The sequence below is a fragment of the Sphingomonas sp. Tas61C01 genome, from assembly GCF_052567495.1.
Map to the genome: position 1 here is coordinate 3,157,354 of NZ_CP199583.1, position 24,562 is coordinate 3,181,915.

Genomic DNA, 24,562 nt, shown 5'->3' on the forward strand with positions numbered 1-24,562 from the left:
CATCGTCAGACGTCGAAGCGGCGGCGACCGCGGCGCACGATCATGCGGTGCGTGCCTGCGAGCTCGGTAGACCGGGTCTTCACCGTGCGCATGAATCGCCACTCGCCGGTCACCTCCGCCGGCGTGACCTCAATCATCATGTAGCCGCGCTGGCTTGTGTCCGCCCATTGCAGCTCCTTGTTCGCCGCGACGAACCCGCGCGCGACGACCTTAGGATCTGCGGCGCAGCTTCCTTCCATTCCACCGGAGGTGACGCTGTGGCCGGCGAACTCGACGCCTGCTGGGTAGCCGTCCTCGCTCAAAGCGTAGGCCCAGGCGTTGTGGCTGTCGCCCGACAGCATCACCAGATCAACGTCGGCGCGCTGCGCCGCCCCGAGCAGTCGACTACGCGCCGCGGGATAGCCATCCCAGCGGTCCATCCACATCGGCATGCCGAGCGCCGCTGCCCGAACATCGTCGCGGAAGCTGGCGATCTTCTTTTCGCTAAGATCCGGTCGCAGCCAGCCGACCGAGTCAGCCGGCATGACCGTCCGCCCCAGGATCGTTCCCATGCCGACGAGCTGCCAGGCGGTATCGCGGGCTTTGGCCTTGAAGGCGTGTGCCAGCCAGCTCTCCTGTGCCGAGCCCAGCATGGTCGCAGACGGATCCTGCCAGACGCCATCGCGAAACGCTTTCAGCGCGGCATCCGGATCCGCCGCCTTGAACGTCGCCTCGATGTTCGCCTGGCGCGTGCGGGCGAGCAGGCGGGATTCGGTCCTGTAGAGGGTCGCAAGCGAGCCGATGGCGTAGGCCTTCCATGGTTCATCGGAGACCGGCATCCACTCGCGGTAGACCTGCATGGCGGCCGCCCGGCGCGCGTTCCAGTCGCCCTCGGTACGCTGGTGGTTCTGCGCGCCACCTTCCCAGCTGTCGTTGGCGGACTCGTGATCGTCCCAGAAGGCCACCATCGGCGCAGTCTGATGCAGTTGCTGCAGGTCTGGGTCGGCGCGGTAGCAGGCGTAACGCAAGCGGTAGTCTGCGATGGCCAGGATCTCGTGCTCGGGTTCCAGCACCCGTCCTTCGAGAAGGCCGTGATCGGTGCCATACTCGTAGAAATAGTCGCCGACATGCATCCAGAGATCGAGGCCACGCTCTGCGGCGGCATGACCGTAGGCGTTGAACCAGCCGACCGGTAGGTTGGAGCATGAGAAGACGCCGAGCCCGAAGCGTGGAACGGTGCCTACGGGCAAAGTCTTCGTCCTGCCGATCGGCGACTTACTGCCGTCCGGTGCAATGAAGCGGTACCAGTAGACCGTGCCGGGACTGAGGCCATCCACGGTCAGCTTGGCCGTCCAGTCGCGGTAGAGGCCGGTCCGCACGCTGCCGCCCGCCAAGACTTTCGTGAAGTCGCGATCTAGCGCCACTTCGGCATCTAGCCGGACGACACCGTCGCTATCGGCAGGCACATACCGGGTCCAGAGCAGCATCGTGTCGGAACCCGGCTCGCCGCTTGCGACCGCGTGCGTGAACCCCGACGCGCCGAGGAGGCCCTGAGCGAGCGCACCGCCAGGCGCGAGGGACAGCGCCCCAAGGCCGAAGGCGCCACCTAGAACGAGGCTGCGGCGATCAATGGTGAACATCAGAAGCTCCTGCGTGCGGATCGTGGAGGGGGCTCAGAACACGGCCCGGATGCTGGCATTCCACAGCGATCCGTAGATGCTGTATTGTTGAACGCGATCCTTCACGTTCGAGTAGATCACGTCGGGAGCGTTGAAGATGTTGCGACCGGCAACGACCACGTCGATGCCAGGGCGCAGCCTGTAGCTGGCACTGATGTTCCAGAGCGTCCGCTCGTCGTGGTAGAGGATGCCGTTGTTCGCTGTCGTTGGCGTGTTGCTGAGCGCACTCGTGCGGTAGGTTGATTGGTAGTTGCCGGTCAGCTGGATGTCGGCTGGCCCGTAGCTATATCGGATACCCCAGTTCCCGGAGTTCTTGGGCAGGTTCACGCGAACGCTGTCCGGATCGACGCGGGTGTAGGAGGCGCGCAGACCGAAGCCCTTCAGCAAGCCCGGCAGGAACGTCAGCTGCTGGTCATACTCTGCCGTGAGCCCCTTGTTGGTGCTGACGCCCGGCATGTTCTGCGTGCTGCGAAAGATGTAGCCGGCATATTCATCGGGATTGTAACCGACTGCCGAGGCGTCCACCGTCACGCCGGTCACCTGCATGTCCTTCACGTCCAGCTTGAACCCGGACAGGGCGATGATCCCTGACGGCTCCAGGTAGTATTGGACGCTCGCGTAGTATTTGACCGAATGCTCAGGCTTCAGCAGCGGATTGGGCACCGAAACGATCTGTGTGTCGTCATTGACCGACACCACGCCGCCAAGGTTCCCGTAGTCGGGACGCAGCAGTGACTGGCTAAACGCGAACTGCGCGACCAGTCGCTTCGAGAAGTCGTACTTGACGCCGCCGCTGAGGAACCAGTCGTCATAGCTGCCCCGGCGGGTCGAGTAGCTGCCGCCGTTATACTGGTAGAGCAGTCCGGCGAGCGTGTTGACCGACAGGCCAGTTGCGGTCACCTCCTTCACGGGCCGGACGTCGGCGACCTTCGCCGCTGTCTCCGTCTGCTCGTATCGCAGGCCGATGTCGAACTTGGCCGCTCCGACGCGGGTCTGAGCCTCGACATAGGCTGACTTGATCTGCTCCTGGATGCGCTTGTCGTTGTCGAGCCTGCGCTTTAAGTTACCCACCTGATCAGCGACGAAGTATTCAGGGTGCTCGCCGTACAGAGCGTAGGTGGCCGAGTTGTTGTCCGCGCGCCAATGCTGCTCGTTAAGGTTGCCGGCATCGAACCCGATGATGCCGAATTGGTAGCTCTGCGTGGCCGGGATCACGGCCTGCGGCGCCTTCTGCGTCAGGTCGCCAGTGGGGCCGACGTACTGGAACTGCTGGTAGGAACCCTCGTTAGTTCGCCAGTCGTTCTTGCGGATGCCGGCGCCTGCCAGCAACGTCACGTCCGCCGTGTCGATCGACAGATTGCGCTTCACGTCGAGGAAGCCGCCGTACATCTTGTCGCGGGCGTCGGACTCGGCCGTACGCACGTTGTTGCCGATGTCGTCGTCGCGGTTGTAGCTGGCGGGATCGCCCCACGGCCTGCCGGCGGTCTGCGCCAGCGTCCACGCCCGCGAGTCCGTCGCGTCGCGATCGAGCGTAAAGCCGATCCGTGTAAGCCAGCTATCGTCGCGCTGAAAGAACCCCCGGCTGTTGTCGCGGAAGTGAAAGGCCGAAGTCGAGTAGCTGCCCCGCAGCACCGCTTCCCAGTCGTCGCCGCGATACTCGAGCTTCGGCGCAATCAGCGCGGCAGGCGTTCCAGCATACCGATGCGAGTATTGCGTCGACAGCCGGGTGTTCGTCCCGTTCGGATTGACGACGATGTGGGTGCTCGTGGAGTCTGGCATTGTCTGCGACACCGTCGTCGTGCCGAAGATCAGGTAGGTGTACTGGTTGAAGTACTCGACTCCGTATTTCGAGTAGGTCCCACGCACCGAGAACGCCAGATCGTCAGTGATCTTGTAGTCGGCCGCCAGGTTGACCGCGTCACGGGTCGTGGTCTTTGGACCAGGACGATACATCAGCTGGTAGGGAATGATGCGACCGCTCGCGAGATAGGACCAGTCGACCTGCTCGCGGTCCTGCTGCACGTAGTTCGCATAGTGGCTCGCGTTGACCGCGATGCCGAGCCGACCGTCGAGGAACACGTCGGCGTAGCTGAACTGCACGGACGGGTAGATCCGAGGGCGTGTACGATCGTCCGGGAAGAACTTGCGCGATAAGCCGGAGTCGGAGGTGCCGACGGCACCGACCTGGAAGGATAGCCGCCTGCCTTTGCGTTCGAAGGCGTATTTGCTGCGCAGGTTGATGTTGCCGCCGGGCGAGTCAGCATCCATCCCGGCGGTGAGGGTGTTGTTCAGCTCGATGGAGTCGATGCCGGTGATGGACATCTGCTCGAACGAGTTCTGACGTCCGCTGTTGTTGTTCGACGTCGCGGTCGCAAGCCGTGAGCCGTCCACCGTGAAGGTCGAGTATTTCGGATCGAGCCCACCGATCCGGACGGCGGTCGCATCCACCTCCGTGTAGTCGAGCGAGATGCCGGGCATGCTCTTCAGGAACTCGCCCACGTCCCCCATGGTCTGGAAGCCGTAGTTGTCGGCAGACACCACGGTCTTCGCGTTGATGGCGGCCCGGCGGTCCATGATCGCTGCCGCCTGACCTCCTCGCCGGGCGGTGACGACGATCGCCTGCGCGTTGTCGCCGTCTGAGGCTGTGAACGAGGGTGCGCCGAGGGTAAAATCCTGCGTCACAGCAGCATCGGCGAGGACGCTGACCTCGGTCCGCGCTTCCTGCAGGCCGGTGTAGCTGACGATGACCACGGCCGCGCCAGCCGGTACGCCTGCGATGCGGAAGCGGCCGTCGTCATCGGTGCGAGTGACCAGCGACGTTCCTTCGACACGGACGTCTGCATTTCGCACGTACTCGCCCGTGACGGAGTTGAGCACGCGGCCTTCGATGGTGCCTCTTGTGCTTGTCTCGCCGCGCGATGGCTGACCAGCCGCGTCGCTCGCCACGTCTCGATCTGCCGCCGAGCTACCGCCCGGCTGGACCGCGCCTGTCAGCGACTCCTGCGCGGCTACCGGCGCCACGAACCCCACCGCTACGATCGCCGTGCATGTGCATGCGGCGACGCGCATCCCGCCCTTTGCCATTGTCTTCCCCCTGTGGTGCCGCTCGACCCGAACGCTGCCGCTCGGCTAGGGAAGGAATGCTGCCGTATGGCGACACTTCGGTTACCGAACGGTGACAGGTCGCAACAGTTTGCGTCCGAGCTGAAGAGCCCGCCCGGGGGTGCGGTCCAACGAGATCATCGATATGAACAAGCGGCCGGAATCGGTCACGCGATATGACCACGTGAACGGCCGGAAGTGGGTCTTATCATCAGCTCTGAGCATGCCAGCAGATGAATTTGCATAGCAATTTTCCTGTGAGCTACCTTTTGATTAGGCCAGTGATAGGTCGCTCGCGGGTCGCCTGTGCAAACAGCTCACGTCTGACGCGCTCGGGATCGAGCGAGAGGCTTTCGGCAGCCGTCCCGGCGATCAGCGCGTCGAGTGCGCTGGTCGGGCGCAGATCTCGCGCCTGGTAGAGCTTGGCTGGCGCAAGACCTGGCCAGTCCGACACGACTCGCCCGCCCTTGACCGCACCGCCGACCAGCATAGCGACGGCTCCCGTGCCATGGTCGGTGCCGCCGGTACCGTTGACCGCGACGGTCCGGCCGAACTCGGTTGCGACCAGTACGGTCGTGTTCGCCCAAGCCGATCCGAGGCCGTCACGCATGGCGGCGAGCATCGCGTCTAGGTTCTTAAGCTGGATCGCAAGCCGGCCCTTCTGTGCGTTGTGCGTGTCCCAGCCGAGAGTCTCAAGCATCGCGATCCGGGGCCCGTTTGGCTTGGTGAGGAAGCTGGCCGTAAGGCGACCGAGGCTTGCCGGATCCTGTCCGGCAGTAGTGTTCGTGACTTCACCCTTGGTTTCGAGGGCTGCGCCCCAGACGGGGTGCAACTGCGGATCGGCGTCGTAGAGCGCAGTAACCCGTGTCATCAAATCATCCGCAGCATGTGGCAGCGCGGATGGCGCGTACGACGCGACCTGAACCGATCCGCGCAGTGCGGTCGGCACCGTCGACGCAATCGCGATCGCCTCGTCGCCCGATCGCGGCAGCATCGTCACCAGCCGGTTGAGCCAGCCATCGCGCACGGCATAGGGCTGCGCGCCACCGGTCTCGAGCACGTTCTGGCCGTCGAAATGTGAACGATCGCGATAGGGCGACGCGACCGCATGGACGAACAGCGCCTGACCCTGGCCGTACATCGTGCCCACCTCAGCCAGCGCCGGGTGGAGCATGAACATGGCATCGAGCTTCGTGCCCGCGGCGTCGTCGATCAGTCCGCCGCGCAGAGCTGCGAAGGCTGGGTCACCGGTCGGGCGCAGGATGTCGAGCCCGTCCGCGGCGCCACGCTGGATGATGAAGACGAAACGGCGCTCGGTCGGGACCGTCGCCAGCGCCATGTTGGGGGCAACGAACACGGCGCCAGCACCGAGTGCGGCCTGAGCAAGAAAGCGGCGGCGATCAATCATCGGATCATCTCCTCAGGAAATCGGGCGAAACCAGCATCAGCGCGATCGCGCCGGTCGGACTTTCGGACCGCGCGATCTGGTCGGCGGTTGCGGGGCTCAAAGAGGCGGGCATGATCCGGGGTCCGAGCACTCGTGCATCGATGCCCTGGCCGAGCGGTGCCGCCAAGCGCTGCGCCATCTCCACACGGCGCAGCAGCGCGTCGGACCCGGCCCAGGTTGCCGCGACGTCGTCCCAGCCAGCGGGCGAGCCGGGTTTCCAAACGCGCTGACCGAGTTGCGCCTGGAGCGCCGCGATCTGCATCGTCCCGACTTGGCGGTGGCCGATGCCGCGCAGCGCCGAAATCGTCCATTCCCACGGCGTCTTGAACTTGGTCGGGGTTCGTACCCATGCCTCGGGCGAAGCGATCAGCGTACGGTAGACTGTCGGCAAGTCGCCCTTGCTGCGCGTGAAGCTGTCCGCCAGCCGCGCGACGATTGCCGGCGGCGGATCATCGCCGGCGAAATGGCGCGCGAGCTTAGTGGCAACGTGCGAAGCGGTGGAGGGAGCGTGCGTGAAGTCGATCAGCGCTGCCCGTGCTTGCGCCTCGCCGTCCTCCACATAGCGCTTGCCGATGATCGTCCGCGTGCCCGGTTCGTGCTGGCCGGGGCGGAACACGAATTGGTCGGGATTGCCGTCGGCCGCCCGGCCGCCGCCCAGACCATCAACGGTCCACCCGGTCAAGGCGCGGGCGAACTCGGTGACGTCGGCCTGAGTGTAGCCCGAGCGAACGCCGAGGGTATGCAACTCAATGATCTCGCGGGCGAGATTTTCGTTCAATCCCCGCTTGCGATTGGGATTGCGCGCAGCAGCGGGGCTGTGGGGGCCGATCGACTGGAACTGGTTGAGGTAGATCAGCATCGCCGGATGCCGTTCGACCGCCAGCGTTAGATCAGTGAAGCTTCCCAGCACGTGCGGGCGGATCGCGTCTCGCTCGAAGGCACCGGCGAAGGCGGTGACGCGGGGATTGTCTATCGAGACACAGAAATGGTTTGACCAGAAATGCACCATACGCTCGACGAATGGCGCTTCGGTCGCCAGTGCGCTGTCGGTGCGGGCCTGCACTTCGGCACGGTAGAGAGCCTGAACGTCCTGCCGGAAGTCCTGGCGCTCCACTTTCAGAGCGGCGTTTGCATTGGTAGCGCCTTCTCGGTTCGTTATGCCGCGATTGGCCTGCTGCTGCTCGCGATAGCCTTTCACCGCAGTGCCCGCGTCGTCGAGTGCTGCAAAGCCCGCAGGGCGCACGTCGAAATGCGTAAATTGATCGACAAGCCAGCGCTGCGGATCGCCAGGTACGGCGTCGTCTGGTCGCGCACCTAAGCCAAAGCGATTCAGCGCGATCGCGGCAGGGGACAGGATAGGTGACGGGGCGAGCATGATCGTACCTCGGTGGTGATCCACTGCCTCTTCAACGTCGGCCCGCCGAGTTTCCGTCGCAAGCAATCAGTCGGCTGCCGGGCGAACCTTTGCCGCACGCCGCTGCATCGCGTCGGCGAGCTTTGCCCGATCCGCGGGGGGCAGCGTCGCGGCATAGGCGACGGCGCGTCGCTCTACCGCGGCGCGGACCGCGACTTCCGCGCTACGCGCGCGGTCGAGCGCAGCGACAATCGCCGCCTGATCGATCGTCGGCCGGCGCAGTAGCGCCGCCGCCTCAACCCTCGCCGCGCGTGCCTCCATCAGCGCGGGGCGCATCGATCGCCGTGCCTCGCGCAATGCCATCCGGAACGGTCGCCGCTCTGCACGTGGCAGTTCTGCGCCGGCGATGCGCAACGAGCCTGCGTTGATCATGCGGCCGCCCGAGCGAACCGAGATTATGCCGGCAACCAGCGCTCCTGCGAGGAACAGGTTGAGGATGACCGACACGACGAGCGCGATACGGAGCTTGCTCATCGATCAGGTCTCCGATCCGGCGACGTCGCCAAACGAGGTGCTACTGTCGGAGACGGCGTCGACTGGCGACGCAATCGCGACGGCGGCGGCCCCGGCGGTCGCACCCGCCATCGCTGCAGCGATGCCGACACCCGACCACCATAGCCGTGCGCGCCTCATCATCCGTTCTGTCCGTACCGGGGCGCCAGCACTCACCTGATCCCGCAGTGACAGCGATGGAAGCGCCACCCGCCACGTATCTAGCACTCCATCCAGAGCCAGCGCACGATCGAGGATATCGCGAGCGCCGGGGTGTGAAGCCATCGCAGCAGCTTCTTCGCGATGCTCCTCGGGCCAGCGCGCGACGACGCCGCCCCAGGCGTCGGCCAGCGCCGCGAACCGCGCAGTGGTCAATCGTTCAGCCATCAGTCGCCTCCTGCGATTCGGTAAGCCGTGCGCGCAAGCTGCGGCGTCCCCGCGCGAGTAACGACTCGAGAGCCTCGACGCTGATATCCAGCGCCGCTGCCGCCTCCGCACCCGACATATCCTGGTAGTGGACCAGCAGAATCGCTTCGCGCTGGCGTTCGGGCAATGCCGCGATCGCAGCGGCAACCGCGTTGCCGCGCTCCGCCTCGATCAGGCCGGCTTCCGCATCCGGACTCGGGTCGACCGCCTCCGGAAAAGCGGTGCCAGTGACTTCTCGTCGGCGACGCAGCCGGTCGCGGCAGAGATTGAGGACTACCGTATGCAGCCAGGTGTCGAACCGCGCCCGGCCGGGTTGCCAGGCGCCGGCGGTTCGCCAGACCCGCTCGAACGCTTCCTGCGCCACATCCTCGGCCTCGCCGGTATTGCGCAGCATGCGCGTCGCTAGACCCATGATACGCGGCAGCTTTGCGGCCACGAGCATCCGTGCAGCGGCAGGTTCGCCACGCCCGACCCGCTCGACCAGCCTGGAGTCCGGATCGTGATCGCTCAATCGCGCGCCGCCCTATGCCCATCCCATTTGATCCACGATCAGGACTCCAGTACGTCGCTCGCGGTTTTGCCCTTGCGAGCATGGGCTGCCGTGCGTTCGGTTGCATTAAGCAGACCATCACCGTTGGTGTCCTGGCGCTTGAAGCGATGGCTGAGCGTTGCGTTGATCTCCCACTTCTCAAGTATGCCATCGCTGTTCGCGTCGAACTTGGCGAACCGTTTAGCCGGATCTTGCTTGCCGGCCTTTGCTGCAGCGAGAAATTCCGCGCGACTAACCTTGCCATCACCGTCTGTATCGTCAGCCAGGAGTTTCTTCTCGTGGCGCGATATGAACGTTGCCAAGTGGATCCCCGTGGCATGAGCGGTCGTGTCTCGTTTGGCAGGCGCGTTCTGACCAGCAGGTTGCGCGCAGGCGGCAGTCGGCGAGAGCACGGCGAGGGCCAGCCCCATGCGCCCTAACATTATCACCGAGATGTTCTTCATGCGGACTATCCTAATGACACAGGTCTCTGCGCACGAGGCACGGCCCCGAGTTGCGGAAAAGCCGCAGGGACGCTGCCGTCCCTGCGGTGCTTAACGCCTAGCGGTAGCGCCAGCCGCCATGCCAGCGATAGCGATGGCCGTAATAGCGACGGCCATCCCAATACCCGCGGCCGGGGTAGAAAACGCCGACCCGAACGCGTGGTGCAACGATCGCGCCACCGCGATTGGGGCGGCAATATCCGCCAGGGCCGCGATGTGCGCCGGGACCGCAGCCCTGCCGGGCTTCGGCGGGTGCAATCGCCGTCATGGCTGCTCCGGCAGCGAGTGCAGCAAGCAGGATTTTCTTCATGTCGTTCTCCTTGTAAATGGTTTGGGTTCGGGAGAGGGATCATCCGCCCTCGGCAACGCTCGCTTAGTAATGCCGACTGTTGTGCTTGCTGTTGTAGATGCGGGCGCTTGCCCGGTTCTGCCGGTTCTCCAGCTTCGCACGTTGGTTACCGTTGAGGTGACCGCCGTTGTTGGCGCGCATCCGAGCTTCGGTTGCGTCGATGCGCCCCTGCTGGCGTTCGTCACGGACTGCCTCGCGGGCGGTCAGATGACCGGTCGCCACACCCTGGTTGATGCGTTGCTGCTGGCGCCCCTGACGCTGGTTGACACTTTGGGCGTCCACGGCGCCGGATAACACCAGAGCCGCCGTCAGGGCGGCGGCATAACGTATCGTCATGATCTTGCTCTCCTCATTACCGCCTCTTCAACGGAGCTCCCGATCTTTTCCGTCGCTGCGGCGTCAAATTCGCTGCGTTTTGGTTGAAGACCGGCGCTGGGATGCACTTGGTTGCTGCCCGTGTAGGCCGCGCAGCCGGGGTGAACAGATGGCCGGTTTCGGTGAGGGTGCGAATGGAGATGAACGGCTGACTCTGGGTCTTCATCCAATCGCCATGCTCGAGAGCGGAAGTTTAAGCTGCAGGCCTCCCGTCGTCCGGCACCAGCATGCCTCGCCCTTTTGGGCAGGCACCATCCGGTAGTTTAGGTGGTAGAATAAAGCTGTGTCCTCCCTGCCGCTATCGCAGTGCGGAGGAGGGGCAAGGCGGAACCAGAAGGCGTCGAAGCGAGCATAGCAGCGTAGTGAGCGCCGGTCGGTCGAGGGATGAGTATCCAAGCGCCAGCGGCTCGGTTGAGATCGAGCATCAACGCCGCTTACACGAACGCGTTTCACCTAAGAGCTGCAGCTCACGATTAGCTCCCCGGCTCTCATCCTGCGTAGATACCCGCAACCGTCGTCACGACTCTGCCACGTTCCGTTTACTACGCCAACTTGCCCCGGCGTTCCGCAAAGCGCAGCGCCCAATCACTAACGTTGGCTTGCCGATTTAGTCGAAGCTGGCTTGAACGCTCAGCCACTTTCGCAACATATCGTCGCTAACCCGGCAACGCTGCCGAGAAACCGTTGGCAGGCGCAATCGCTTTTGCGGTTCCACAATGAAAGGCGCTCCATGCTCAGTTCACTGATTGGCGCAGCGATCGGCAGTGCGATCGATGGCGCAGAAGGCGATGATTCGACCGTCGACGGAGCAATTGGCGGCGCGATCGCGGGCTTCGCGGTCCGCGCGATCACGCCGATAGTTCTGACATACGCGACGGGCTGGCTGGTTCTTAGAGGCTTCGGGAAAGCAAAGGATGCGATCTTCTCGGGGAGAAAGACCAGCTAAGCCGGGTCATGAGATCTACGTCCTTGTGAGCGGGGGTGCGCGCGTCGTCGCCGTGCACGATTGCTCTGTCATCTGCTAGCGACTGGCTATGGCGGGGCGATACGCCAACGCCAGATACCCTAAGCGGCAACGATCGGTACAAGCTCCAGCCGCTGAGGCATGCTGCCGATCTCAATGCCTTCGCTCCGGAGGCGGTCTAGAAGCTCCATAAGTACAGCGCTTCGCGTCGGATAGGTATGCCTTGCACTGTCGACGTGCGCGAGACATTTGAACGTCACACGATCATTAGCGATGCCGTCGATGAACACGGCAGCCTTGGGCAGGTCGAGAACCGCAGGCTCGGCGGCGAATAGGTCGAGCACGATCGATCGTATGTGCTTCACGTCGCTCTCGATCGGTACCGTGAAAACGATCTCGACGCGTCCCATTGCATTCACGACTGTCTTGTTAAGTACACTTTTCGTAATAAGTTCAGAATTGGGAACGATCAGCGTTGAGTGATCCGCTAGCTCGATCTCGGTCGAGCGGACGTTGATGCGCTTCACGTCACCTTCGTCATTGCCGATACGCACCAGGTCACCGATCTTGACGGGTCGCTCGGCGAGCAGGATCAGTCCGGACACGAAGTTCTGCGTGATCGCTTGGAGACCGAAACCGATACCAACAGACAAGGCCGATAGTAGCAGGGCGATCCGTTCGATGCCGATCCCGAGCGACGCCAGCGCCCACAAGAATGCGAGCGATATCCCGACGTAGCGAGAGACCAGTACCAGCGAATTACGCGCGCCTGCGTCGAGCTGCGTTGCCGGCAAGTAGCGGTTGGTAAGCCACCCTTGAAACATGCGAGCCAGCAACAAGGCGATTGCCAAAACTGCCAGCGCACGCAGAATCGCAGCTGGAGCTATGCTGACCTGGCCGATCGTCACCCCTTGCGCCAGAACACCAAGGCGGTCGAACACGGCCGACGTGCCCGCGCCGAACGGCGCAAGCAGCAGGCTGAGCGCCATTAAGGCCGCAGCCACGCGCAGAATGCCCGAGAGCAGAACGCCTGCCTGATCGATCGTGCTGTTGCGTAGGCCAGTGCCCGTCGAGACCAGCCGCCCAAGCCGGCTACCGCTCGACAAGGCTCCGGTACTAATGTCGTCGAGCACGACAACCAGCAGGTAAAGCGTGCCGGCTACGATCGCGAACCATGTCACGAAACGAGCTACGAACAGCGAAAAGCCGATATATCCCGCCAGCAGACCGGCGATCGCTACGAGTGTGACACCCCACAGGGCAACAAGGGTCAGAACAATGCCAACATGTGCGGCGGTGCCATCGGACGTGACTTCCCGTTCCGCCGCGTGACGAACTCTCAGACGACCGATGGTGACGAGCACCCCGACTAGAAGAATAGCATGAAGCACCGCTTCAAGCATCTCGGTCGCTAACAACGCCGATGGACTTGCCTCCACAACGATATTGAAACGGTCGAGTAGAGGCGCAACAAACGCTATGCTCGCCAGCACCCATGTCCAGAAGCGGAGTTGGATTGCCAGATCGTCGTCAATCGAGATCAACCGCCAAGCAGGATGACCGCGAAGTAGCAAAGCACCACCAAGCGCGGCAACAAACGCGCTGATTCCAGTGGCCCAGATTAGCCCGCCGAGCAGTGGGTCCCAGCGGGATGCAACGAAGCCAGCCCCCCGTAGGCCGTTCACGAAGATTAGTGCGGCAATGAGCGGAACTGCAGTGCCGACCGTCACGCGCCACCAAGCGTATGCCGACCGACGCAGGCGCTGGCCCGGTACTTCATCGATGAGGAAACGACGTCCTGCCGCACGTGCGAGATACCGCACCGGGAACAGGAAGACGAGCGCAAGAAGTGCGGCGAGTGCTGCCAATACGGGCTGCCCGGCTTTGATACCCCGCTGCAATCCTTCCATTCCGGCGACCGCAAAGGTCGTCACGCGCTTTATGTCACCCGGCCATGCGCTCGCCAGATCAATCCAGAGGCTCGGCGAGAGCGGTGACGCAGCGCGGGTAGAAACCCTTTTTGTAATCTGTTCGGTCTGATTGGCGGCAAGCTCTTCCAGCAGCTGCTGGGCCTCAAGGCGGAGTAGCCGGCCTCGTTTGATCGCCGAGTCCGTCGCGGCTCGCTGCTGGATCAGCCGCTGTCGTTCAATGCTAATGTTTTCTGCTTCCGAAACAACCTTGGGGACTGGACCAAGTTCGCCAATACGAGCGTCGACCCGGTCCAACACGTCCTGGAGCGCATCGACTGTAGTGATAGTATCGGCCCGCAGTTCCACCAGTCGCGTACGAACCTGCTTCCGCGCATTTACATCGACCGTCCCTCCCAGTGCTGCATCAGTGGCCTTCAAGCCTCTCTCTGCACGGTCGAGCACCGCCGTCGCCGATCGAAGCGGATCGATTGGCTGGGCGGTAGCGGACGAGACGATAAGACTGAACGCCCACGAAAGTGTAACGAATAGAAATAGGGTTGAACGGATTAAGGGTCGCATCCCCCTGCTATGGCAAACCCGCCGTTAAAATCTAGTTTGCTGGGCTCCGCGTCGGGAACGTGAAACGGCGAAATGATCGGCGGACAAGGAGCCGTCGAGCTCGACTTCTCTACTCGGCGGTCGCAACCTGCCGATGCGAGCGCCTAGCTTTAGTTCGCATGTCAACTCCGCGCCTGACCGAAGTAGATAACTGCGCCCGGAGCTCCAGGGACGTTCGAGCGAGCTGTCTCAAGCTGCTTGGCTAGCCGTTAACAAGCGTCAGACGTTCGCGGGTCGGTTTGCCACGAGGTAGCGCTCAATCGTTCCACAAAAAACCGTCTCCGAGACACCCAACATGCCGCCATCGTCTCGACGTGGTATAAAGTGATTAGCCTGGGTATCTAAATACCAGGAACCACCGACGCTGTGGCCTGTTCTGGCATCCGCAACCAGGAAAGGTCGAAGACGACATGAACCAAGATGAAATCGAAGGCGGCGTCCGCTACGTCAAGGGTAAGATCGAGAAGAACGTCGGCGACGTTGCCAGCAGCGCCTCGTGGCAAGCGGATGGCATCGTTAATCAGGTGGCCGGTGGTGCGCAGAATCTGTACGGTAGGGCGAAGGACCATGTCGAAGACTTGATCGACGACGCTCCCGGGATGCTGCAGGAAGCGGGCGATCGGGCCCGCCATGTCGCGAGCCGCGGACGCGATGTAGCGAACGAGCAGATGAAGCAAAACCCGTGGGCACTCGCGGCGGTGGTCGGGGTCGTCGGCTATGCAATATCGTGGCTGATCCACGGCAAAAGGATCTGACGATGGGCGGCGCTTCGACCGAATTGACGACGCGCGACGGCGCGACGGGCAAGCCGGGAGGTGCCCCGCCAGCGGTGATCCCGATCAACAGGTCGCTCCGCGATTCCGACGACCTGCGGCACCTGCAGCAGATCATCGCGGGCCTGAGCGAAGGCGTGATCCTGATCGATCCCGACCAGAGCCTCTTATGGGCGAACGAGGCGGCGTTGCGAATGCACGGCGTCGAACAGCTCGATCAGCTCGGCGGCAACGTAACCGCGTATCGCGAGCGCTTTCAGCTGCGCTATCGCAACAATCACCCGCTCGATCCGGACAGCTATCCGGTCGAGCGGGTGATCGGCGGCGAGGCGTTCAGCGAGGTCGTCGTCGAGGTCGCGCCCGCCGGAAGCGCCGAGCCGCAATGGGTACATCAGGTGCGCAGCCTGGTGCTCAACGACGCGTCTGGCGATCCCGAATGCCTGGTGCTGGTGCTTCAGGACGTATCGCTACGCTTCGAGGCGGAGGAGCGCTTCGAACAATCGTTCAACGCCAATCCGGCGCCGGCGGTCATCTGCCGCCTGAGCGATTTGCGCTACGTGAAGGTCAACCAGGGCTTCATCGAGATGACCGGGTACGAAAAGGACCAGGTGCTCGGTAGGACGGCCTACGACGTCGATGTTCTCGAAAACGCTGACAACAAGGATCTCGCCAAGGAACGGCTCGCCGAACGGCGTACCATCCCGCAGATGGAAGCGGAGCTGTCGCTGCCCGATGGGAGCACCAAGCTCGTGATCGTCGCGGGTCAGCCGATCGACCTCGGCGACGATCCATGCATGTTGTTCACCTTCGCCGATCTCGAACCCCGCCGCAAAGCCGAGAAGTCGCTGCGGCAGAGCGAGGAGCGTTTCACCAAGACGTTCCGCCGGGCGCCGGTAGCGATGGCGGTCGGCGAGGCGGATGGCCACGTGCTATGCGACGTCAACGCCGCCTTCGCCCGGTTGACCGGCTATGGCGCCGACGAGATCGTCGGCCGCAAGCTGGGCGAGGTCAAGCTGTGGGAAGCGGGCGACGCGCGCCGCGAGATCGAGGCGCGACTGGAGGAAGGCGGCGCGCTCGAGCAGTTCGAGAACCGCATCGTCACGAAGGACGGCAGCGTGCTCGACGTCGTGATCTCGACCGAGGCGATCCACCTCGCTGACGCGGAATGCGTGCTGTGGGTCTTCCAAGACATCACCGCGCGCAAACATTCGGAGATCGAGCTCGTCGAGGCGATCGAGGCGGTCATGAAGGATACGACCTGGTTCAGCCGGTCGATCATGGAGAAGCTCGCCAACCTCCGCTCGCCGAACCGGCAGCAATCGTCGTCCGACCTGCAAGACCTGACTCGACGGGAGCGCGAGGTGCTTGCACTGATCTGTCGCGGGCTGGACGACAAGCTGATCGCGCGCGAGCTCGACGTTTCCGGCAACACCGTGCGTAATCACGTCGCGCGGATCTACGGCAAGATCGGGGTCAACCGTCGCAACGCCGCGGTGGCCTGGGCGCGCGAGCGTGGCTTCGACGGCGATTCCGTTGCGATCCGGCCGGCATGATGATGCATAAATACTCGCGGGCGTAGTGATAAACGATCTACCCGGTGCGCGCGCAAGCCCCCAGATCGTTGATAGCCTAGGTAACTAGCAAGCGACGCGGAGATGATTATGGAAAAGATTCAAATTGAAGGTCTTGCCCAAGAAGCCAAGGGCTCGATCAAGGAAGCGATCGGCAAACTGACCGGCAGCAATGCCACCGAGATCGAGGGAACAGCCGAAAGGGCCGCCGGTAAGGCGCAAGCCGCGGTCGGCCAGGGCAAGACTGCTGTCAAGGATCGGCTGAAAAGCTAACGTAATCTTGGCCGGACGAGCTGCTGCGACGCGTAGGTCCAGCACGCCGGCCGAGTAAATCTACATAGGAGTTATCGATGTCGACCACGTATGACGCTGCCGTTGCGCAGCCAGGGACGGCTGTTGCCGTTCCACTTCGATCCCGCCTGTCCTGGCCAGCGATCTTCGCCGGCGTCGTGATCGCAATCGCGGTCCAGCTGGTGCTCGCGCTATTGGGCGCCGGGATCGGCCTGAGCCTCGTTGATCCGGTGCAGGGGTCGACCCCCAGCGCGGGCGGCTTCGGCATCGGCGCCGGCGTCTACTGGATCCTCAGCACCATCATCGCGCTCGGCGCAGGCAGCTATGCCACGGCACGGGTGGTGGGCGTTCGCGACCGGTTCGACGGAGTCGTCCACGGCCTGACGATCTGGGGCGTGACCTTGATCCTCACGCTGTACCTGGTGACCTCCGCGGTCGGCGGGATCATCGGCGGCGCGTTCCGCACCGTGGGCTCGGTCGCGACCGCGGCGGGGCAGGGCGTGGGCGCGACCGCGCCGACGATCGCCAAGGCCGCCGGCGTCACCACCGACGACCTGCAGAGTCAGGCTTCGGCCTATCTCGACGCCGCGCCTGCCGATCCGGCGGCGATGACGCCGCAACAGGCGCAGAAGGAGATCGCCGAACAGCTTCCCAACTTAGCTGCCGGCGGTGCCAAGGGTCGGCAGGCCGAGGATCGGATCGTGACGATCGTCGCCGCCCAGCAGAAGATCGGTCGTCCCGAGGCGCAGCAAAAGGTCGATGCCGCCAAAGCGCGGTTCGTCGCTACCAAGGACGAGACGATCACGAAGGCGAAGACGGTTGCCGATGATGCGGCTGGCGGTGCCGCGAGCACCTCGTTCATGGTCGTCGTCGCGCTGCTGATCGGCGCCGCCGCATCGGCCTTTGGCGGGATCGCGGCAACGCGGCGCCGCGAGGGCGTCGTCCGCGCCTGATCGTCACTGCGCAGCGAGGTTGGCGTCGGACGCCGACCTCGCCATCTTACTGGAAGGAAGGAAGGAATGATCATGAAGCATCGGGTTACTTCTGCACTGCTCGCTGCCAGCCTGACGCTGGCGGGATGCCACACCGTCAACGGCGTCGGCAAGGACGTGAAGTCGGCCGGCACTGCCGTCTCCAACGCATCGGGCGAAGACGGCAAGAAGAAGTAGGACGGCAATGTGGCGCGGCTGCATCGGGCACCCGCGCCACGTGCCGGCCGGCGATAGCTCGGACACGCGTCCGATCGGCCGACCTCCCGTCACGGGGTTGGGATCGGCTGCGCCTGCAAGTGCACCTGCAACGTTCCAGACAAGGATTTTATCGATGTCGATCCTATCGTCGAACCGGTTTTTCGGATTGGCCGCAACGACATCTTGCCTCGCAGCCCTCGCGGCCCTTGCCGGCTGTGTCGATCCATCGGCCAGGATCGCCTCTTCGTTGCAAGGCTATGGGTTCCAGCCCGCGCAATCGCAGTGCGTCGGCGATCGGTTAGAAGCCAATCTTTCGATTCGGCAATTGCAGCAGCTCGGCCGCGCCGCGCGGGCAACGCGCGAAGGCGACACGACTCCCGGGCGGCTGACCGTCACCGATTTTATTCGCGTCGCGAGCCAGGTAAAGGACCCGAAGGTGCCGTTAGAAGTCGGCAAGGCTGCGGCGACGTGCGGCATCCTCACCGATCCCGCGTCGCCACTCTAACGAGGGCGCGGGCGGCCTCCGTTGGCCGTCAGCCGTTGGCCGTCAGCCGTCAGGCAGCTCTGCGGTACGTCGCTCGACGACATCAAGCGCGCTGGCGAGCAGCGCGCCGATGACGGTGTCGTTCTGGTCGTCTGCCATCAGCAGGGCAGCGACGATGGCGGCCCTGAGCGCAGCGGCGTCCGACAGATCGGTCATCTTCAGCCTCGGCCGCATGTGACGTGAGCGCCGGCGAACGCTCGGCAATCCGATGTCGCCTGCTCTGCGGAACATCCGCTCTCAAGCGGCATGACAGGGATCCGCGCGCCACCGATAGAGCGCCGCGAACCGTTCGTGGAGCAACCGGGTGCTGTCGTCGGTCGCCTGGGTGGCGCGATGCTGGTGCCATGCGGCACGCTCGCTGAAATAGGCGCCGTCGGCGCTTGCCCGTTCCAGGCTGATCACTTCGTCTTTGTCCATCATTGTCGATCCCGCTCTCCGGCGCTTTTCTAATCCCCGAAGCGCCGCGACGCATGACGCAAAAGGATCAAGGCGTCGGGTAGATTTCACAGCGGGAGGGTCCCACCCGCAGCGATGGCGCCGATGAGAGCGAAGGCCGCTTGCGAGCAGGGTCGCTTGGAGCGATGACATAGCCGCTGTCCGGCTTCGTCACCAGCTTAGAGCCAGCGGGGCCGCTGGGAACCTGGCCGCGAGCTTCTGCTTTCCTAGCTATACAAGTCGTTCTAGAGGAGCTGCCCAGCCGATCCGCAAACAGCCCACTCAGATGAACGAGCGTCGGCTTCCGCGGAGCCGCATGGTCACTCTGAACGACCACTTGTGGGTCCTCGCCGCGGCCGTCCAGAAAACGATTGGTTTTTAGACACCGGGCAATCGGTCAACGCGCGGTACGATCTCGCCGTCAAGTAAGTGAGCGCTCTGGGCGGTGATCACGCCGGACATGGCCAGACGTTCAAAAAGCCGCCGGCCTTGCGGCCAGCGGCGCTTCAATTCAACGATCGACAGAGGGTTCAGGCGAAGACGGTCTTGGTGCTGCGCCTGCGTTAGCGCGATGCGCCGGCAACCATGCCCAAGCCGACCAGCATCATGCCCCAGGTGCCGGGCTCGGGCACTGCGGTGACCGTGAAGTTGGCGACTTCGAACGCATCATTCGCAGGCGTGTTGCTGAACGAGACGCTCTTGATTGTCTCGCCGGCCGAGGCGACAAACTGCGCGTATGTCGAGACCGCCTGGTTGCCGTTGGTCACTGCAAAGCCGAGACTCTAAGCAGTGAAGGTCTGGTCATAAGCGAACCTCCGGCTCGTTGCTAGAACGAAAAGGGAACGCAGGTCGCCTTCGATTGATGCAGTAAGGCAAAGATTATGGCCGTCTACGAGGCGGCCTTCTTCAACGGCTCAGGCTTGCGCTCGTCTGAAAGTATCTGGTTGAGATGCTCGTGCACGGTACGGTGGTTGAACGGCTTGATGATGAACGTTGCTTTTTCCGGCATGTCACCTGCCTCAGGAGAGATGTGGCCCGACGCAAGGACAATCTCGATCGATGGCCATTGCTCGGCGACATAGCGGGCAAGCGCAAAGCCGTTGATGGTTCCGGGCATGTCGACGTCTGAGAAGAGCAGCACCGTGCTCTCCCAATGCTCAGCCAGAAGGAGGATCGCCTCATCTCCGTCAAAGCTCTCACGGACGCGAAAGCCCGCATCTTCGAGGATGTACGTTGTATCCATCATAATGATGGGGTCGTCTTCGACGACGATCGCGTAGGGAACGGTTGAGGGCGGCATCGTGCATTAACCAACCGTGTCGCTGCGGGTTGCGCGGTTAGAGGAGGCAGCCGTCGTTCGTGACACCGGTGTGCCGCTATGACACGGGAAGGGGCAGGGCAGGCGCGCTCTACCAGAACATCAGACAAACTCCTGATCTACAAGCTTACGCGATTATGGGGTCGTTAACGAAGATGTTGCTTTCGCAAAAACAAAACATAGATCAATACCGGGATTGACCCGCAGAAGGATATTGATTTGGAGAATGAATTAAATGCCGTTGAGCTTGCAACAGAGCTGACCATGGCTTGGCTGTCCAATCCGAACACCCGGACCAACGCAGAAGATGTTCCTGGCGTGCTCCAGAAGATGCATGCCGCAGTGACGTCTCTAAGTAGCCCAGCGCAGCCTGAGGAAGCTCCCGCAAAGGACCACACAGCGGCCGTGTCGGTGCGAAAGTCGCTGGCGTCGCCGGATCACATCATCTCGATGATCGACGGCAAGCCGTACCGGACGCTCACTCGCCACCTGTCGACCAATGGCATCACGCCTGCTGAGTATCGTGAGCGCTATGGCCTGAAAGCTGATTACCCCATGGTTGCGCCCAGCTATTCGGAGGCGCGACGCACTATGGCCAAATCCATAGGGCTGGGGGGCAAGCGCGAACTCGGAGACGTTGCTGGAATGGCGACGCAGATGCGGAAAAAGCGATCTGCAAAGGCTGGCACGACTGAGTAGGCCGACAGCTCGTTGTTGACGAAATGGCAATAATACACGCGTGTCATACAGCGTGCATTGGCGCCGTATCAAGCGACCGATCTTGCAACTCGTCCGGTACGGCAGGTTCGACAAAGCCGAGACTGCCGACACTCGCACCGTGATCGTGCCTAAAAGCGTTATGGCCGGATACGGGTTTGCCGGGTCTGATAGTAGACTGTTTTAGCGGGCGCTTTGTGCCCGATGAGGCGCCGTCTGGTTCGGCCGGCATTTCTCGATGATGGTGAACGGCCGCGTGACGGCGAGCCGTATAAGTCGGCCGGGACTCTTCGTAATACAAAACTACGATGGTACCCAGGGGTGCGGCGGTGAGGATCAGCAGTAGCAGCCCCGTCAGCCAGTCGTTGGTGCTGAACGGCTGCGAGTAATCGCCACAAGGCCGCATCGTTGCGCTCGGCCGCGTGGAGCGCCTGCCTGCTGATGCGGCGTAAACCGGACGGTGGGCGGTTGGACGGCGGGACGACGTTGTTGACCGCGAGCGATCGTAGGCGGCGCGCGGTTCCTTCTTTCCCAGAACGGCATATGCCTCGTTGATCTCTTTGGCACGGGCGGAAACGTCCGCACCATGGTTGGCGTCGGGGTGGTATCGACGAAGCAGCGCCCTCCATGCGGAGTGGATGGCCGCGCGATCTGCCGAAGGTGACACGCCCAGCACTGAATAATAGTCTGGTGAAAAAGCCATGAGGCCTCAGCCTGTCGCTAAACCGCTGAAAAAGAAAGGCGGACTATCGCGCGCGATGCAGCCACAGCTGCTGGTTTAAGGCAAACCAAGTAGCTTGCCGAGCACACTGTCCAAGGCGTCATAGGCTTTCACGGGGCTAGAAGGAACCTGTCTTTATCGGGCTCGTTGCATCGCTAACCCGAAACGATCTGATCATTCGGGCAACGCAGGAGATGAAGATGGGCGAATTTACCGACAAGCTCGACGCAGCCGGCAACAAGATCGCGGGTGAGGCTAAGGAGCTGTACGGCGACGCCACGGATAACGAGCAGTTGGAAGCCGAAGGCAAGGCACAGCAGCTCAAGGGCACCGGGCAGGACGTCAAGGGCAGCGTCAAGGGCGCACTCGGCGACAACGTCTAAGCACTTTAGCGAAACCCAAAAAGCCACCTCGGTCCACGACCGAGGTCGCTTTTTGTGCCCTATCGCGATGAAGTTATGGGAAGGGATCGTGTCGCACGAATGCTGATTTTCGGACGTCTCGAATGTGGCCGCTTTTGCGGCATGTCGAACGTGATGGTAAGTGGACCGTCCTCTTTCACAAGGGGATGTGCTGAGGCTTATCGAGTTTGTGCTGAGAAGGCGACGTCATCGATCGCTGCGAGGACGTCCTCCAAGTTCGTCACGTAAAGATCGTGATCACCATCGAGCACGCGCAGCTGACCCTTCTTGCCTGCTTGCGCCATCGCCCGGGATGCCTCGACGAACGCGCTATAGACCGGGCCGCAAATCTCGGCCTCTCTGCACTGAAATCGCTCGGTCGAAATCATTACGACATAAGGAACGCGGGGTGGTTTGGCCTTTTCGATTGCTTTGCTGAGGTCCGTTACATCGATATGTTCGTTGTTATCTCCAGACATCCAAGCTGCGTCCGCTGCGCGCTGCGACCGCGACATCACAGGATAGGCGAAACGCACCCACTCACGTGTCGTGCCGGGTTGGTTGCTCGTCACAAATCCCGCGACCGCCTGCGAGGCTGCGTACGATCGGACGAGCATTCCGCCCATTGAGGTGCCAAAGAGAATGTACGGGCCGCGCTCCTTGGCTGCCGAAAGAGTGTCGAAGGCATCCTTGGTTAAATCAGCAGCCTGTCGCGGTAGCGGGGCAGCGGAGCTGCCCCCGACGTTACGGCGATCGTACGCGCACACGCGGTAGCGGTCTGATAGTGCCGCAAAGAGCAGAGCCATGTGGGTGCGACGCCCCCCATCGCCCGGTTCGAGCAGAACCGTGAACTTGCCGCGCCCGGCGCAGTGCAAGGCAATGACCCTACCGCCTGAGAGGCTGACGAAACGATCCCGGGCGCTAGCAAGGGCAGGCTTGCCATGACCCGCAGGCGTTGTGGCGAGCACAGCCGCGAGTAGAAGAGGATACCGCACCATCGTCCGTAGAACATAGCTTGCCTGATGAGGGCCGCAATGTCCGCTTTTTGCGAAAGCGGCCATTTCGAAGCGTGCCGCGAAACTGCTTAGTTTTGAACGTCGCGAGTATCCCTTGTTGTGCGACAGCGGCATGTCCAAACTTGATGCAATCCGGCCTTCTAATGTGGGCCCATCGTCTTTAGCAAAGCCAGAGTACCCGGGTCTTTGACCCGGTAGACGAGTGCCGCCTCCGCCTGCTTGTGTGCACCTGTCTTGTCACCGGCCGCCAGCATTGCAGCGGCGAGGTCACGTCGTACGGGATAGTACCAGGCGGGCGGATCGGTCATGAGCGAAAACTCCACGCCCTCTTGCAACTCCGTGGCCTGCTGAAAGGCGATTATCGCGTCAGGAGTTCGCTTTTCCATCATCGCAGCGCGTCCGCTCAGGACGTTGCGAGCAATCAACGTAAGCTGCTGAGCCTGCCGCGAACCGTCGTCGTCGCTCAGCTTGCCTGTCGTCCCCTGAATGGCTGCTGCTTCCACGCGCACGCCAGCCGCATCCCCCTTCCGCGCTAGGGCTTCGCCGCGCGCATAGTGCCAGGCGGCTACCAGGGTCGGTAGCTTCGGCTGCGGCAGCGCCAGGATCTCCGCCGGATCTGAAAAGCGGGCCATGGCAAAATATCCGCTGGCAGCGATCACCTGGTTGAACGGGCTCGCCTTCGGACGGTTCTGTGTGACCTGTACTAGAGGCCGACCCAGTTCCAGCGCGGTCTTGGCATCGCCCGCTTCAAGCGCACCGCCCAGCCCATAGGTCACGTTGTGAACGTGATAGGGCAGGCCCCAGACCCCGGCGGGGGGCGGCAACCCGAGTACCCGCGCATTCTCAATCCCGATGGCTACCGCGTGGGCGTTGGCGTCTGCCGCGTCCTGATAACGCCCGACCCAGTAGAAGGTATGGCTAGGCATGTGGATCAGGTGACTCGCTTTAGGCGCAAGCCCGGCAAGTTTGTCGGCGTATCGCTCCGCGAGCGCCGGCACACCCGCCGCCTCGGTCGCATGTATGTAGAAGTGAATCGCGGGCGTATCGTTGGGACTGCGCTTCAACACCCCTTCCAGCAGCGGCATTGCGAGCTCGGCGTTCACTTTCCAATCGTCGGGCGTCTTCGCCTCTGTCATCAGCCAGGCATCGGCCGCGATTACTGCGATCTCGTTATCTGCTGGGTATCGCGCGGCAAGCGTCGCCATCATCTTGGCGAAAGCGAGATCCCCCGGCTTTCCCCCGCCCCCGTCCCGATACCGTGCCTGAAGCGCGTGGATCAGAGCACGCTCGCGGTCGGTGCCCGTTACTTTTGCCAATCCGGCCGCTCTGTCGGCCATCTCCGCGAGCGGCGCGAGTTCCTGGGCCGACTTACCGTAGTTGATGGTCGGCCCCGAAGCCCAGGCCCTCCCCCAAAGGCACATCGCGCAAGCAGGGTCTAGCCGCACCGCCTCCGTCATCGCTGCAATTGCAGCGGTGTGTGCAAAGGCATGGGCGAGCTGCATACCGTTGGTGAAGAATGCCTGCGCCTGCGGTACTTTCGTCGTTATGGCGAAACCACCGTTGCCATACCCTGGCATGATCTGCGGCGTCTTGGGTGCAACCATGTCGCCATGGTTCATCCCTTCATGCTCGGCAGGGCTATGAGCTTCGGCCGCCGGAACATCCTGTGCAGCGACACCTGAGGCGACACCGGTCAGAAGCATAACCATCAGCTTGAGGATCAACTCGTCTCTCCTGGATAAGCCTAATACGCGATGACTTTTTAGAGCCTCGGGAGACCATTGACGCCGTGTCGGAC

Annotated in this window: 27 protein-coding genes; 9 read left to right on the top strand and 18 right to left on the bottom strand. The window is 62.8% G+C overall.

Annotation, left to right across the window (positions count from 1 at the left end):
* Window positions 1–5: 5 nt before the first annotated feature.
* The 10 genes from ACT009_RS14850 to ACT009_RS14895 all read right to left on the bottom strand — a co-directional run bounded on the left by ACT009_RS14850 (window position 6) and on the right by ACT009_RS14895 (window position 10,256).
* Window positions 6–1,619, bottom strand: coding sequence for an alkaline phosphatase D family protein (locus ACT009_RS14850; RefSeq protein WP_445191834.1), 1,614 nt, complete (start codon window positions 1,617–1,619; stop codon window positions 6–8).
* 33 nt (window positions 1,620–1,652) lie between these two features.
* Complete coding sequence (locus ACT009_RS14855) at window positions 1,653–4,742, bottom strand: carboxypeptidase regulatory-like domain-containing protein (protein WP_445191835.1); 3,090 nt, start codon at window positions 4,740–4,742, stop codon at window positions 1,653–1,655.
* A gap of 280 nt (window positions 4,743–5,022) precedes the next feature.
* On the bottom strand, window positions 5,023–6,168 hold the full coding sequence (locus ACT009_RS14860; RefSeq protein ID WP_445191836.1) for a DUF1501 domain-containing protein: 1,146 nt from the start codon (window positions 6,166–6,168) through the stop codon (window positions 5,023–5,025).
* Between the two features lie 4 nt (window positions 6,169–6,172).
* Window positions 6,173–7,582 (bottom strand): DUF1800 domain-containing protein, encoded by a 1,410-nt coding sequence (locus ACT009_RS14865; RefSeq protein ID WP_445191837.1) that lies wholly within the window; start codon window positions 7,580–7,582, stop codon window positions 6,173–6,175.
* A 66-nt stretch (window positions 7,583–7,648) separates the two neighbouring features.
* Window positions 7,649–8,095, bottom strand: a complete 447-nt coding sequence (locus tag ACT009_RS14870; RefSeq protein WP_445191838.1) for a periplasmic heavy metal sensor — start codon at window positions 8,093–8,095, stop codon at window positions 7,649–7,651.
* 3 nt (window positions 8,096–8,098) lie between these two features.
* Complete coding sequence (locus ACT009_RS14875) at window positions 8,099–8,500, bottom strand: hypothetical protein (protein WP_445191839.1); 402 nt, start codon at window positions 8,498–8,500, stop codon at window positions 8,099–8,101.
* On the bottom strand, window positions 8,493–9,050 hold the full coding sequence (locus tag ACT009_RS14880; protein ID WP_445191840.1) for an RNA polymerase sigma factor: 558 nt from the start codon (window positions 9,048–9,050) through the stop codon (window positions 8,493–8,495). Before ACT009_RS14880 ends, ACT009_RS14875 begins: the two co-directional genes overlap by 8 nt.
* A 38-nt stretch (window positions 9,051–9,088) precedes the next feature.
* The gene (locus ACT009_RS14885; protein ID WP_445191841.1) at window positions 9,089–9,532 is read right to left on the bottom strand and encodes an EF-hand domain-containing protein; all 444 of its coding nucleotides are present in this window, start codon (window positions 9,530–9,532) and stop codon (window positions 9,089–9,091) included.
* Between the two features lie 97 nt (window positions 9,533–9,629).
* Window positions 9,630–9,881, bottom strand: coding sequence for a GCG_CRPN prefix-to-repeats domain-containing protein (locus tag ACT009_RS14890; RefSeq protein WP_445191842.1), 252 nt, complete (start codon window positions 9,879–9,881; stop codon window positions 9,630–9,632).
* Window positions 9,882–9,944: 63 nt separating this feature from the next.
* A complete protein-coding gene (locus tag ACT009_RS14895; RefSeq protein ID WP_445191843.1) occupies window positions 9,945–10,256 on the bottom strand; it encodes a hypothetical protein in 312 nt (103 codons plus the stop codon).
* A 769-nt stretch (window positions 10,257–11,025) separates the two neighbouring features.
* Here ACT009_RS14895 and ACT009_RS14900 point away from each other — a divergent pair.
* Window positions 11,026–11,241 carry a hypothetical protein gene (locus ACT009_RS14900; protein WP_445191844.1) on the top strand — a complete coding sequence of 72 codons (216 nt, stop codon included), beginning with the start codon at window positions 11,026–11,028 and terminating at the stop codon, window positions 11,239–11,241.
* A 119-nt stretch (window positions 11,242–11,360) separates the two neighbouring features.
* Here the strand turns inward: ACT009_RS14900 and ACT009_RS14905 are convergent, their stop codons facing one another.
* Window positions 11,361–13,631 carry a DUF3772 domain-containing protein gene (locus ACT009_RS14905; RefSeq protein ID WP_445191845.1) on the bottom strand — a complete coding sequence of 757 codons (2,271 nt, stop codon included), beginning with the start codon at window positions 13,629–13,631 and terminating at the stop codon, window positions 11,361–11,363.
* A 566-nt stretch (window positions 13,632–14,197) separates the two neighbouring features.
* On the opposite strand from ACT009_RS14905, the gene ACT009_RS14910 reads away from it, so the two are divergent.
* The 6 genes from ACT009_RS14910 (at window position 14,198) to ACT009_RS14935 (ending at window position 18,117) form a co-directional block, all read left to right on the top strand.
* Window positions 14,198–14,542, top strand: a complete 345-nt coding sequence (locus ACT009_RS14910) for a CsbD family protein (RefSeq protein ID WP_445191846.1) — start codon at window positions 14,198–14,200, stop codon at window positions 14,540–14,542.
* A 2-nt stretch (window positions 14,543–14,544) separates the two neighbouring features.
* The gene (locus ACT009_RS14915) at window positions 14,545–16,113 is read left to right on the top strand and encodes a PAS domain S-box protein (protein WP_445191847.1); all 1,569 of its coding nucleotides are present in this window, start codon (window positions 14,545–14,547) and stop codon (window positions 16,111–16,113) included.
* A 108-nt stretch (window positions 16,114–16,221) separates the two neighbouring features.
* Entirely contained in the window at window positions 16,222–16,404 is a 183-nt protein-coding gene (locus ACT009_RS14920) for a CsbD family protein (RefSeq protein WP_445191848.1), read from the top strand.
* A gap of 176 nt (window positions 16,405–16,580) precedes the next feature.
* Window positions 16,581–17,375 carry a hypothetical protein gene (locus tag ACT009_RS14925; protein ID WP_445191849.1) on the top strand — a complete coding sequence of 265 codons (795 nt, stop codon included), beginning with the start codon at window positions 16,581–16,583 and terminating at the stop codon, window positions 17,373–17,375.
* A 66-nt stretch (window positions 17,376–17,441) separates the two neighbouring features.
* Window positions 17,442–17,591 carry an entericidin A/B family lipoprotein gene (locus ACT009_RS14930; RefSeq protein WP_445191850.1) on the top strand — a complete coding sequence of 50 codons (150 nt, stop codon included), beginning with the start codon at window positions 17,442–17,444 and terminating at the stop codon, window positions 17,589–17,591.
* Window positions 17,592–17,859: 268 nt separating this feature from the next.
* Window positions 17,860–18,117: a hypothetical protein gene (locus ACT009_RS14935; RefSeq protein WP_445191851.1), complete on the top strand. Its 258-nt coding sequence runs from the start codon at window positions 17,860–17,862 to the stop codon at window positions 18,115–18,117.
* 42 nt (window positions 18,118–18,159) lie between these two features.
* Here the strand turns inward: ACT009_RS14935 and ACT009_RS14940 are convergent, their stop codons facing one another.
* The 4 genes from ACT009_RS14940 to ACT009_RS14955 form a co-directional block, all read right to left on the bottom strand.
* A complete protein-coding gene (locus tag ACT009_RS14940; RefSeq protein WP_445191852.1) occupies window positions 18,160–18,312 on the bottom strand; it encodes a hypothetical protein in 153 nt (50 codons plus the stop codon).
* An 81-nt stretch (window positions 18,313–18,393) separates the two neighbouring features.
* Window positions 18,394–18,576: a hypothetical protein gene (locus ACT009_RS14945; protein WP_445191853.1), complete on the bottom strand. Its 183-nt coding sequence runs from the start codon at window positions 18,574–18,576 to the stop codon at window positions 18,394–18,396.
* Between the two features lie 578 nt (window positions 18,577–19,154).
* A complete protein-coding gene (locus ACT009_RS14950; protein WP_445191854.1) occupies window positions 19,155–19,358 on the bottom strand; it encodes a PEPxxWA-CTERM sorting domain-containing protein in 204 nt (67 codons plus the stop codon).
* 122 nt (window positions 19,359–19,480) lie between these two features.
* Entirely contained in the window at window positions 19,481–19,891 is a 411-nt protein-coding gene (locus ACT009_RS14955) for a response regulator (RefSeq protein WP_445191855.1), read from the bottom strand.
* Window positions 19,892–20,128: 237 nt separating this feature from the next.
* Here ACT009_RS14955 and ACT009_RS14960 point away from each other — a divergent pair, with 237 nt between their 5' ends.
* On the top strand, window positions 20,129–20,608 hold the full coding sequence (locus tag ACT009_RS14960) for a MucR family transcriptional regulator (RefSeq protein ID WP_445191856.1): 480 nt from the start codon (window positions 20,129–20,131) through the stop codon (window positions 20,606–20,608).
* 43 nt (window positions 20,609–20,651) lie between these two features.
* On the opposite strand, the gene ACT009_RS14965 is transcribed toward ACT009_RS14960, so the two are convergent.
* Complete coding sequence (locus tag ACT009_RS14965) at window positions 20,652–21,329, bottom strand: J domain-containing protein (RefSeq protein ID WP_445191857.1); 678 nt, start codon at window positions 21,327–21,329, stop codon at window positions 20,652–20,654.
* Between the two features lie 218 nt (window positions 21,330–21,547).
* On the opposite strand from ACT009_RS14965, the gene ACT009_RS14970 reads away from it, so the two are divergent.
* Complete coding sequence (locus ACT009_RS14970; RefSeq protein WP_445191858.1) at window positions 21,548–21,730, top strand: CsbD family protein; 183 nt, start codon at window positions 21,548–21,550, stop codon at window positions 21,728–21,730.
* A gap of 197 nt (window positions 21,731–21,927) precedes the next feature.
* On the opposite strand, the gene ACT009_RS14975 is transcribed toward ACT009_RS14970, so the two are convergent.
* The gene (locus ACT009_RS14975; protein WP_445194114.1) at window positions 21,928–22,878 is read right to left on the bottom strand and encodes an alpha/beta fold hydrolase; all 951 of its coding nucleotides are present in this window, start codon (window positions 22,876–22,878) and stop codon (window positions 21,928–21,930) included.
* A gap of 26 nt (window positions 22,879–22,904) precedes the next feature.
* Window positions 22,905–24,488, bottom strand: a complete 1,584-nt coding sequence (locus ACT009_RS14980) for a hypothetical protein (protein WP_445191859.1) — start codon at window positions 24,486–24,488, stop codon at window positions 22,905–22,907.
* Between the last annotated feature and the right edge of the window lie 74 nt (window positions 24,489–24,562).

What these genes read in the sequence shown, in the direction of transcription:
- ACT009_RS14850 (WP_445191834.1), bottom strand. Translation starts at nt 1,619, where the DNA reads ATGTTCACCATTGATCGCCGCAGCCTCGTTCTAGGTGGCGCCTTCGGC.
- ACT009_RS14855 (WP_445191835.1), bottom strand. Translation starts at nt 4,742, where the DNA reads ATGGCAAAGGGCGGGATGCGCGTCGCCGCATGCACATGCACGGCGATC.
- ACT009_RS14860 (WP_445191836.1), bottom strand. Translation starts at nt 6,168, where the DNA reads ATGATTGATCGCCGCCGCTTTCTTGCTCAGGCCGCACTCGGTGCTGGC.
- ACT009_RS14865 (WP_445191837.1), bottom strand. Translation starts at nt 7,582, where the DNA reads ATGCTCGCCCCGTCACCTATCCTGTCCCCTGCCGCGATCGCGCTGAAT.
- ACT009_RS14870 (WP_445191838.1), bottom strand. Translation starts at nt 8,095, where the DNA reads ATGAGCAAGCTCCGTATCGCGCTCGTCGTGTCGGTCATCCTCAACCTG.
- ACT009_RS14875 (WP_445191839.1), bottom strand. Translation starts at nt 8,500, where the DNA reads ATGGCTGAACGATTGACCACTGCGCGGTTCGCGGCGCTGGCCGACGCC.
- ACT009_RS14885 (WP_445191841.1), bottom strand. Translation starts at nt 9,532, where the DNA reads ATGAAGAACATCTCGGTGATAATGTTAGGGCGCATGGGGCTGGCCCTC.
- ACT009_RS14890 (WP_445191842.1), bottom strand. Translation starts at nt 9,881, where the DNA reads ATGAAGAAAATCCTGCTTGCTGCACTCGCTGCCGGAGCAGCCATGACG.
- ACT009_RS14895 (WP_445191843.1), bottom strand. Translation starts at nt 10,256, where the DNA reads ATGACGATACGTTATGCCGCCGCCCTGACGGCGGCTCTGGTGTTATCC.
- ACT009_RS14900 (WP_445191844.1), top strand. Translation starts at nt 11,026, where the DNA reads ATGCTCAGTTCACTGATTGGCGCAGCGATCGGCAGTGCGATCGATGGC.
- ACT009_RS14910 (WP_445191846.1), top strand. Translation starts at nt 14,198, where the DNA reads ATGAACCAAGATGAAATCGAAGGCGGCGTCCGCTACGTCAAGGGTAAG.
- ACT009_RS14915 (WP_445191847.1), top strand. Translation starts at nt 14,545, where the DNA reads ATGGGCGGCGCTTCGACCGAATTGACGACGCGCGACGGCGCGACGGGC.
- ACT009_RS14920 (WP_445191848.1), top strand. Translation starts at nt 16,222, where the DNA reads ATGGAAAAGATTCAAATTGAAGGTCTTGCCCAAGAAGCCAAGGGCTCG.
- ACT009_RS14930 (WP_445191850.1), top strand. Translation starts at nt 17,442, where the DNA reads ATGATCATGAAGCATCGGGTTACTTCTGCACTGCTCGCTGCCAGCCTG.
- ACT009_RS14940 (WP_445191852.1), bottom strand. Translation starts at nt 18,312, where the DNA reads ATGACCGATCTGTCGGACGCCGCTGCGCTCAGGGCCGCCATCGTCGCT.
- ACT009_RS14945 (WP_445191853.1), bottom strand. Translation starts at nt 18,576, where the DNA reads ATGATGGACAAAGACGAAGTGATCAGCCTGGAACGGGCAAGCGCCGAC.
- ACT009_RS14955 (WP_445191855.1), bottom strand. Translation starts at nt 19,891, where the DNA reads ATGCCGCCCTCAACCGTTCCCTACGCGATCGTCGTCGAAGACGACCCC.
- ACT009_RS14965 (WP_445191857.1), bottom strand. Translation starts at nt 21,329, where the DNA reads ATGGCTTTTTCACCAGACTATTATTCAGTGCTGGGCGTGTCACCTTCG.
- ACT009_RS14970 (WP_445191858.1), top strand. Translation starts at nt 21,548, where the DNA reads ATGGGCGAATTTACCGACAAGCTCGACGCAGCCGGCAACAAGATCGCG.
- ACT009_RS14975 (WP_445194114.1), bottom strand. Translation starts at nt 22,878, where the DNA reads ATGCCGCTGTCGCACAACAAGGGATACTCGCGACGTTCAAAACTAAGC.